This is a genomic window from uncultured Campylobacter sp. (assembly GCF_938045225.1).
In the GTDB taxonomy this organism is placed as follows: domain Bacteria; phylum Campylobacterota; class Campylobacteria; order Campylobacterales; family Campylobacteraceae; genus Campylobacter_A.
Genome location: NZ_CALINL010000208.1, coordinates 1 through 10,504, shown reverse-complemented (window position 1 = coordinate 10,504; position 10,504 = coordinate 1). Strand labels below are relative to the sequence as shown.

Sequence of the window (10,504 nt, the reverse complement as noted above, 5' to 3'; positions counted from 1 at the left end):
TGATAGCTGGTGTTGCAGCTTCGCTTATTCCATTCCTAGAGCACGACGACGCTAACCGTGCGCTTATGGGCTCAAACATGCAGCGTCAAGCAGTGCCACTACTTCGCTCAACTGCCCCTATCGTTGGAACAGGCATGGAGAGTGTTATCGCAAGAGATGCTTGGGAGAGTGTAAAAGCAAAACGAGGCGGCGTGGTTGAAAAGGTGGATAATAAAAACATCTTTATCCTCGGTGAAGATGATGCGGGTCCGTATATCGATCATTATGCAATGGAGAAAAATTTAAGAACCAACCAAAACACGACCTTTTCTCAGCATCCTATCGTTAAAAAAGGCGAAAAAGTAGCGGCTGGACAGATTATAGCCGACGGTCCGTCTATGGAGCGCGGCGAGCTGGCTATCGGTAAAAATGCGCTTATAGCTTTCATGCCGTGGAACGGCTACAACTACGAGGACGCGATAGTAATCAGCGAAAAAATGATCCGAGAGGATGCGTTTACAAGCGTGCATATCTATGAAAAAGAGATCGAAGCGCGCGAGCTAAAAGACGGCGTCGAAGAGATCACTAAGGATATCCCGAATATAAAAGAGGAAGATTTGCTTCATCTGGATGATAGCGGCATAATAAAAATCGGTACGCAGGTAAAACCCGGCATGATTCTAGTCGGCAAGGTTTCTCCAAAAGGCGAGGTTAAACCGACGCCTGAGGAACGCTTGCCTCGCGCGATTTTTGGAGAAAAAGCCGGTCACGTGGTAAATAAATCTCTTTACGCGACTGCGTCAATGGAAGGCGTCGTTGTAGACGTTAAAATTTTTACTAAAAAAGGCCATGAAAAAGATAATCGCTCAAACAAGGTTTATGAAGAGGAAAAAGCTACTTTTGAAAAAGAGCACCATGATAGGCTTTTAATGCTTGATAGGGAAGAGATGCTAAAAGTGGGCGCTCTGCTTTGCAAAACGCCTTTGAGTTCTGCTCAAACTATCGGCAAAAAAACCTATAAAAAAGGCGAAAAGATCGACAAAGAGGAGTTTGAAAACATCAACCGCTTTACTCTAAGCGCGATCGTTAAAGGCTTTTCAAAAGACGTTCAAAAATCGTACGACGACATAAAAAATCATTTCCAAAACGAAAAGAAAAAGCTCAAAGAAGAGCATGATGCGAAGATGGAAATTTTAGAAAAAGACGACATCTTACCAAGCGGCGTAGTTAAGCTTGTCAAAGTCTATATCGCGACCAAGCGCAAGCTAAAGGTGGGCGATAAGATGGCGGGTCGTCACGGAAATAAGGGTATCGTTTCAAACATCGTCCCAGAAGTCGATATGCCGTATCTGCCGAGCGGTCAGCCGGTCGATATCGTGTTAAATCCGCTAGGCGTTCCTAGCCGTATGAATATCGGTCAAATTTTAGAAAGCCACTTAGGCCTTGTCGGCTACCGCTTGGGCGAGCAGATAAATCAAATTTTCCAAGAGAAAAAGGGCGAGTGGATAAAAGAGCTACGAGCCAAGATGATCGAGATAGCTTCGGCGTCTAAATTTATGGATGCTAAAAAGACTCTAGGCAAAATGAGCGACGAGATGCTTTTAGACTACGCTAGAGACTGGGCTAACGGCGTCAAATTTGCCACGCCTATATTTGAGGGCGTTAGGTTTGACGAGCTAATGAAACTATTTGAGCTAGCCAAGATCGATATGGACGGCAAGACCGAGCTTTACGACGGACGCACGGGCTCAAAGATTAAGGAGCGCGTAAACGTCGGATGTATGTATATGCTAAAGCTTCATCACCTAGTCGACGAAAAAGTCCACGCTAGAAGTACGGGACCATACAGCCTTGTTACTCAGCAGCCAGTCGGCGGTAAGGCGCTATTTGGCGGACAAAGATTTGGAGAGATGGAGGTTTGGGCGCTTGAGGCATACGGTGCGGCTCATACGCTTCGCGAGATGCTAACGGTCAAATCAGACGACGTCGAAGGACGCTTGTCTGCGTATAAAGCCCTAACTAGAGGCGAGAATGTGCCTGAAACTGGCATTCCTGAGACATTTTTCGTTCTAACAAACGAGCTAAAATCATTGGCGCTTGATGTCGAGATATACGATGAGGATGAAAATAATGAGTGAGTTAAAACCTATTGAGATAAAAGAAGAACGCAGACCGCGCGATTTTGAGGCGTTTCAGCTTCGTTTGGCGAGTCCTGAAAGGATAAAATCGTGGAGCCACGGCGAGGTCAAAAACCCCGAAACTATAAACTACCGCACGCTAAAACCTGAGCGCGACGGTCTATTTTGTGCTAAAATTTTCGGTCCGATCCGCGACTACGAGTGCCTTTGCGGTAAGTATAAAAAAATGCGCTACAAAGGCATCAAGTGCGAAAAATGCGGCGTCGAGGTAACTAGCTCAAAGGTACGCCGCTCCAGAATGGGTCATATCGAGCTCGTAACTCCGGTTGCGCATATTTGGTACGTAAATTCGCTCCCAAGCCGCATAGGAACGCTGCTTGGTATAAAGATGAAAGACCTTGAGCGCGTGCTTTACTACGAGGCGTATATCGTCGAGAGCGTGGGCGACGCGTTTTATGACACCGAAAATAGCAAAAAGGTAGAAATTTTCGATGTTTTAAACGAAGAGCAATACGTTTCTTTAGCTTCTCGCTTTGAAGAGGGCGGATTTAGAGCTAGGATGGGTGGCGAAGTGATCCGTGATTTGCTAGCAAATATCGATTTAGTCGAGCTTTTAAACACTCTAAAAGACGAGATCAGCGCGACAAATTCGGAAGCTAAGAAAAAAACTATAGTAAAAAGACTAAAAGTCGTCGAGAGCTTTTTAAATTCCGGCAACCGTCCCGAGTGGATGATGATTACGAATTTACCGGTCCTTCCGCCGGATCTTCGCCCGCTAGTTAGCCTTGACGGCGGTAAATTTGCGGTTTCTGACGTAAACGACCTATATCGCCGCGTTATAAATAGAAATGCGCGCTTAAAACGCCTTATGGAGCTTGACGCGCCTGAGATTATTATAAGAAACGAAAAGCGTATGCTTCAAGAATCCGTCGATGCGCTATTTGACAACGGGCGACGCGCAAATGCCGTAAAAGGAGCAAATAAACGCCCTCTAAAATCGCTTTCCGAGATCATCAAAGGCAAGCAAGGCCGCTTCCGTCAAAATTTGCTCGGTAAGCGCGTCGACTTCTCCGGTCGTTCGGTTATCGTCGTCGGTCCAAAACTACGTATGGATCAGTGCGGACTACCGAAAAGAATGGCTCTTGAGCTGTTTAAGCCGCATTTGCTAGCTCGCCTAGAGGAGAAAGGCTACGCTACGACCGTAAAACAAGCTAAGAAAATGATCGAGGATAAGACGAACGAGGTTTGGGAGTGCCTAGAGGAGGTTGTTAAGGATCACCCGGTTATGCTAAACCGCGCTCCGACGCTTCACAAACTATCTATCCAGGCGTTTCACCCTGTGCTTGTCGAGGGCAAGGCTATCCAGCTACATCCGCTAGTTTGCGCCGCATTTAACGCGGACTTCGACGGCGACCAGATGGCTGTTCACGTGCCGTTATCTCAAGAAGCTATCGCAGAGTGCAAAATTTTGATGCTTAGCTCGATGAACATCTTGCTTCCTGCAAGTGGTAAGGCTATTACCGTTCCTAGCCAGGATATGGTTTTGGGAATTTACTATCTAAGCTTAGAGAAGACCGATAGCAAGGGTGCGAATAAAATTTTTGCATCCGTAGACGAAGTAATGATTGCCGAGGAGGCGCACTGCCTAGAGGTACACTCGAAAATAAAAACGATGATCGACGGCAAGACGTTGTTTACGACTGCGGGTCGTTTGATCATCCGCTCGATTCTGCCTGATTTCGTTCCTGAAAATATGTGGAACAGGGTCATGAAGAAAAAAGATATCGCAAATTTGGTTGATTACGTTTATAAAAACGGCGGCCTTGAGGTAACGGCTGGATTTTTGGATAAGCTTAAAAATTTGGGATTCCGCTATGCGACAAAGGCCGGTATCTCGATCTCTATCGCCGATATCATCGTTCCTGATAGTAAACAAAAATATATCAATGAGGCTAAGAAAAAAGTACGCGAGATACAAAATCAATACGGCGCGGGCTTGCTAACGGACTCCGAGAGATATAATAAGATCATCGACATCTGGACGGATACGAACAACGTCGTCGCAGGCGAGATGATGAAGCTCATCCAGGGAGATAAGGGCGGATTTAACTCTATTTATATGATGGCCGACAGCGGCGCGAGAGGCTCTGCGGCGCAAATTCGCCAGCTGGCCGGTATGCGCGGTCTTATGGCTAAGCCTGACGGTTCGATCATCGAGACCCCGATTATTTCAAACTTCCGCGAAGGTCTAAACGTCCTTGAGTACTTTAACTCAACCCACGGCGCTAGAAAAGGTCTAGCTGATACCGCGCTAAAAACGGCGAATGCGGGATACCTAACTAGAAAGCTGATCGACGTCGCCCAAAACGTGAAAGTTACTATGCATGATTGCGGTACGCACGAGGGCATCGAGATTACCGAGATTACCGATAACGGCGAGCTTATCGAGAGCTTAGAGGAGAGAATTTTAGGCCGCGTACTGGCCGACGACGTGATCGATCCGATAGCAAACGAGGTACTATTTAGCGAAGGTACGCTGATAGACGAAGAAAAAGCTAAAGCGATAACCGAAGCAGGTATAAAATCTGTCAGCATCAGAACGCCGATAACTTGTAAAGCGGCAAAAGGCGTCTGCGCGAAGTGCTACGGCGTGAATTTGGGCGAAGGAAAGCTGGTAAAACCGGGCGAAGCCGTCGGTATCATCTCGGCTCAATCCATCGGCGAGCCCGGTACTCAGCTAACGCTAAGAACTTTCCACATCGGCGGTACGGCATCTACAGAACAGCAAGACTATCAAGTCGTCGCGCAAAAAGAGGGTTTTATAAGGTATTACAACCTAAACGTTTACGAAAACGGCGGCAAGAAAATCGTAGCAAACCGCAGAAACTCTGCCGTCTTGCTAGTTGAGCCTAAGATTAAGGCTCCATTTGACGGAAAGATTGAGATAGAGATCGCTCACGAGGACGTAAATATCATCGTAAAAGGCGAAAAAGAAGAGGTTAAATATACTCTAAGAAGAGGCGATTTAGCTAAACCTAACGAGCTGGCAGGCGTTAGCGGCAAGGTCGAGGGCAAAATTTACATCCCTTATGCCGATGGCGACATTGTTAAAGAGAATGAAAGTATCGCCGAGCTCATCAAAGAGGGCTGGAACGTACCGAAACGTATCCCATTTGCGAGCGAGATAAAGGTAGAAGACGGCGAGCCGATCGCTAAGAAAATCCTTGCCGGCGCAAACGGCGTACTTAAATTTTATATCCTAAAAGGTGATTATCCAGAGCGCACAAAAAGTATCAAAAAAGGTCACGTCGTAACGGAAAAAGGACTATTTGTCGTAGTTGCCGACGAGGATGACAGAGAGGCGGTTCGCTATTATATTCCGCGAAGCTCTATCATTAAGGTAAGCGATAGCGAAATGGTTGATAGCAAGACGATTATTTCAGAGCCTGAAAAACAAGAAAAAACTATTATTGCCGAGTGGGACCCGTATTCTACGCCAATAATTGCCGAAGAAGGCGGCAGGGTGACGTACGAGGATATCGAGCCTGGGTATAGTGCTGACGAGCAGTATGATGAAGCAACAGGTCAAAGTCGCCTTGTGATTAACGAGTATTTGCCATCTGGTATCAAACCTGCAATCGTTATTAGCACTAATGAAGGCAGGATGATTCGCTATCAACTAGAGCCGAAGACCGCGATATTTGTAGGTAACGATCAAGTGGTGCAACAAGCCGATATCCTAGCTAAAACACCTAAGGCTGTCGCTAAATCTAAAGACATCACGGGCGGTTTGCCGCGCGTATCCGAGCTATTTGAGGCTAGACGCCCTAAAAATACGGCTATCATCGCCGAAATCGACGGCACCGTAAGGTTTGAAAAGCCGCTTCGATCTAAAGAGCGCATCGTAATCGAAGCTGACGACGGCGCGACTGCCGAGTATTTGATAGATAAAAATCGTCAAATTCAAGTACGCGACGGAGAATTTATCCACGCGGGCGAGAAGCTAACCGATGGGCTAATATCAAGCCACGACGTTTTGAGAATTTTGGGCGAAAAGGCGCTGCACTATTATTTGATCAGCGAAATTCAGCAAGTTTACCGCTCTCAAGGCGTTGCGATCGCCGATAAGCACATCGAGATCATAGTTTCTCAGATGCTTCGCCAGGTTAAGATCGTCGATAGCGGCGATACGAATTTTATCACGGGCGATATGATCTCTCGAACGAGATTTAAGGAAGAAAACGAGCGCATAATGCGAATGGGCGGCAATCCTGCGATCGCCGAGCCTATTTTGCTAGGCGTTACGCGCGCTGCTATCGGAAGCGATAGCGTGATCTCTGCGGCATCGTTCCAAGAGACGACTAAGGTTCTAACCGAAGCTTCGATCGCTGCCAAGATCGACCACCTAGAGGATCTAAAAGAAAACGTCATTCTAGGACGCATGATCCCTGTCGGAACGGGTCTTTATCAAGATCAAAAGATCAAGCTAAAACAAAACTAAAATTTAACCCCACAAGCCTCGCCAAAATTGGCGAGGCTTAAATTTACCTCGCTTTAAAACCAATCAGATAAAATCAATCCTCTAAATTTGAAAATTTGGAGTAAAAATGAAAAATTTCGATTTGGGAATTTTATTTGCGAGATTGGGGCTTGGTGTCTGTCTTTTTATGCACGGCTTTGCAAAAATTTTACACGGCATAGGCGGCGTAAAAAGTATTTTAACAAAAGTCGGCTTGCCTGAGATTGTGGCTTACGACTCCTATATAGGCGAGGTTGTTGCGCCGATAATGATAATTCTGGGAATATTTTCAAGGATCGGAGCATTGCTCGTTATCGGCACGAGCCTAACGATAATGTACGCCTACCACGGACTCGGAAATTTATTTGAGCTTACAAACGTCGGCGGCTTTAAGGCTGAAATTTTATATCTTTACATCGTTTTATCGCTTTGCATTATCTTTAACGGAAGCGGAAAATACGCGATTAGAAAAGATTAGCGCGATAAAATTCGGCGTTAAAGATGAAATTTACCTTATATTAAGCCAAATTTAAATAAAATCAAGTCTTTTTAATAAATTTAGTCGAAAGGAATTACTGTGCCAACCATTAATCAATTGGTCAGAAAAGAGCGCAAGAAAGTGACTTTTAAGTCAAAATCTCCAGCGCTAAAAGAGTGTCCTCAAAGAAGAGGAGTTTGCACTAGGGTCTATACTACGACTCCTAAAAAACCAAACTCGGCTTTGAGAAAAGTTGCCAAAGTTAGGCTTACAAGCGGATTTGAAGTGATCAGCTATATCGGCGGTGAAGGTCACAACCTACAAGAACACAGCATCGTGCTAGTGCGCGGCGGCCGTGTTAAAGACTTGCCGGGTGTTAAATACCACATCGTACGCGGCGCTCTTGATACAGCAGGCGTTGCGAAAAGAACAGTTTCTCGATCAAAATACGGCGCTAAACGTCCAAAACCTGGTCAAGCGGCAGCCGCAGCAGGTAAAAAGAAATAAAAATTTAGGTTCGCAGACCATGCCATTAGCGGCATAGGTTTGAGTAAAATTTATAAAATTTGAAGGAATAATCAAATGAGAAGAAGAAAAGCTCCCGTCAGGGAAGTAATGCCGGATCCAATTTACGGCAATAAGGTAATCACTAAATTTATTAACTCTCTTATGTACGACGGCAAAAAAAGCGTTGCTACCGAGATCATGTACGGAGCCATCAAAGCTATCGAGAAAAAAAGCGGCGACGCAAAAGGTATAGACGTATTTAACGATGCTATCGAAAACATAAAGCCTCTTATGGAGGTTAAATCTCGTCGCGTCGGCGGCGCTACCTACCAAGTACCGGTAGAGGTTCGCCCGGCTCGCCAACAAGCTCTTGCTATCCGCTGGATCATCGGCTTTGCTAGAAAAAGAAGCGAAAGAACGATGATCGATAAGCTAGCTAACGAGCTACTTGATGCTGCAAATTCAAAAGGCGCGTCTTTCAAGAAGAAGGAAGACACCTACAAAATGGCAGAAGCTAACAAAGCGTTTGCTCACTACCGCTGGTAAGAGGAGGCTGGTATGGCAGATAGAAAAACCCCTTTACATATGGTTAGAAACATCGGTATCGCTGCTCACATCGATGCCGGTAAAACTACGACCAGCGAAAGAATTTTGTTCTTTACGGGTATGAGCCACAAGATAGGCGAGGTTCACGACGGCGCTGCTACGATGGACTGGATGGAGCAAGAAAAAGAGCGCGGCATTACGATTACGTCTGCGGCGACCACTTGCTTTTGGAAAGATCACCAGATAAATTTGATCGACACTCCGGGCCACGTTGACTTTACTATCGAAGTCGAGCGTTCTATGCGCGTTCTTGACGGTGCTGTTTCGGTGTTCTGCTCAGTCGGCGGCGTACAGCCTCAGTCCGAGACCGTTTGGAGACAGGCAAATAAATACCACGTCCCAAGAATCGTTTTTGTAAATAAAATGGACAGAATCGGCGCAAATTTCTTTAACGTCGAGTCACAAATCAGAAACCGCCTAAAAGCAAATCCGGTGCCTATTCAAATTCCTATCGGTGCAGAGGATAACTTTAGAGGCGTAGTCGATCTTGTTAGGATGAAAGCATATGTCTGGGAAGACGACAAAAAACCGACCGATTATAAAGAGATAGAAATCCCTGCTGAGGTAAAAGATAAAGCCGAAGAGTACCGCGCGAAACTAATAGAAGCGGTTTCTGAAACCGACGATAGCTTAATGGAGAAATTTTTCTCAGGCGAGGAGCTAAGCGAAGAGGAGATCAAAAAAGGCATTAAGGCAGGCTGCTTAAGAATGACCATAACTCCGATGCTTTGCGGAACGGCGTTTAAAAACAAAGGTATCCAGCCGTTGCTTGACGCGGTCGTAGCGTATTTGCCTGCTCCGGACGAGATCGAGGCGATTAAGGGCGTTTATGAAGACGGTAGCGAAGTAACGGTAGAAAGCACCGATAACGGCGAATTTGCCGCTCTTGCGTTTAAGATCATGACCGACCCGTTTGTCGGACAGCTTACTTTCATACGCGTTTATCGCGGTAGCCTTGAGAGCGGTAGCTATGCTTACAACACCGTTCAAGACAATAAAGAAAGAATCGGTCGCTTGCTAAAAATGCACTCAAATAAACGCGAGGAAGTTTCTGTTATTCACGCGGGAGAGATCGGTGCGGTAGTTGGTCTAAAAAATACCCTAACCGGCGATACGCTAGCTAGCGAAAAAGACAAGGTTATCCTTGAGAAAATGGACTTCCCTGAGCCGGTTATCAGCGTTGCCGTTGAGCCAAAAACTAAAGCCGACCAAGAAAAAATGGGAATTGCTCTTCAACGACTTGCCGAAGAAGACCCAACTTTCCGAGTTCACACAGATGAAGAAACTGGTCAAACAATTATGTCGGGAATGGGTGAGCTTCACCTTGATATCATCGTAGACAGAATGCTACGCGAATTTAAAGTCGATGCCGAAGTTGGTCAACCGCAAGTTGCATACCGCGAGACTATCCGTAAAACCGTCGAGCAAGAGTATAAATATGCTAAGCAATCAGGCGGTCGCGGTCAGTACGGACACGTATTCTTGCGCCTTGAGCCGCTACCTGCGGCTAGCGGATTTGAGTTCGTTAACGACATCAAAGGCGGCGTAGTTCCTAAAGAGTACATCCCTGCGGTTGAAAAAGGCTGCAAAGAGGCGCTTCAAAACGGCGTACTTGCCGGTTATCCGGTCGAGGACGTTAAAGTTACTCTATTTGACGGCAGCTACCACGAAGTCGACTCATCTGAAATGGCGTTTAAACTAGCTGCTTCTATGGGCTTCAAAGAGGGCGCTAGAAAAGCGGGTGCGGTTATCCTTGAGCCTATGATGAAGGTCGAGGTTGAGACGCCTGAGGATTATATGGGCGACGTTATCGGCGACTTAAACAAACGCCGAGGTCAAGTAAACTCTATGGACGAGCGCAACGGAAGCAAGATCATCACGGCTTTCTGCCCGCTAGCTCAGATGTTTGGTTACTCTACCGACCTTCGCTCTATGACGCAAGGTCGCGCGACTTATTCTATGGAATTTGACCACTACGAGGAAGTTCCAAAAAACGTCAGCGAAGAGATTATCAAGAAAAGAAACGGTTAAACCAAAAATTTGGCGGGGATGCAAATCCTCGCCTTCAATTTAATCTATATTTTGACCCTTGTAATTAAAACGGGTTTTTATTTTATGTCCTCATAGCTCAGCTGGATAGAGCGCAGAATTCCTAATTCTGAGGTCGTGAGTTCGAACCTCGCTGGGGACACCACTCCTGCTTTTAATACCATCTCATAAAAATCTTTTATAGAGTGCTTTAAATCATTTATATTTAGAATTCCTATTTTTATAAGT

At 45.9% G+C, this 10,504-nt stretch carries 6 protein-coding genes and 1 tRNA gene; all 7 read left to right on the top strand.

Annotated elements, in window-relative coordinates:
• A partial coding sequence (gene rpoB, locus Q0200_RS07715) for a DNA-directed RNA polymerase subunit beta (protein WP_297939946.1) occupies positions 1-2,117 on the top strand: 2,117 nt, incomplete at its 5' end.
• Complete coding sequence (gene rpoC, locus Q0200_RS07710; protein WP_297939945.1) at positions 2,110-6,618, top strand: DNA-directed RNA polymerase subunit beta'; 4,509 nt, start codon at positions 2,110-2,112, stop codon at positions 6,616-6,618. The genes rpoB and rpoC, both read left to right, overlap by 8 nt.
• A 106-nt stretch (positions 6,619-6,724) precedes the next feature.
• The gene (locus Q0200_RS07705; RefSeq protein ID WP_297939944.1) at positions 6,725-7,114 is read left to right on the top strand and encodes a DoxX family protein; all 390 of its coding nucleotides are present in this window, start codon (positions 6,725-6,727) and stop codon (positions 7,112-7,114) included.
• Between the two features lie 99 nt (positions 7,115-7,213).
• On the top strand, positions 7,214-7,621 hold the full coding sequence (gene rpsL / locus Q0200_RS07700; protein ID WP_004322129.1) for a 30S ribosomal protein S12: 408 nt from the start codon (positions 7,214-7,216) through the stop codon (positions 7,619-7,621).
• A gap of 75 nt (positions 7,622-7,696) precedes the next feature.
• Positions 7,697-8,167 carry a 30S ribosomal protein S7 gene (gene rpsG / locus Q0200_RS07695; protein ID WP_295142735.1) on the top strand — a complete coding sequence of 157 codons (471 nt, stop codon included), beginning with the start codon at positions 7,697-7,699 and terminating at the stop codon, positions 8,165-8,167.
• A 12-nt stretch (positions 8,168-8,179) separates the two neighbouring features.
• Positions 8,180-10,258, top strand: a complete 2,079-nt coding sequence (gene fusA, locus Q0200_RS07690) for an elongation factor G (protein WP_297939941.1) — start codon at positions 8,180-8,182, stop codon at positions 10,256-10,258.
• A gap of 86 nt (positions 10,259-10,344) precedes the next feature.
• A tRNA-Arg gene (locus Q0200_RS07685) sits at positions 10,345-10,421 on the top strand.
• Positions 10,422-10,504 lie beyond the last annotated feature (83 nt).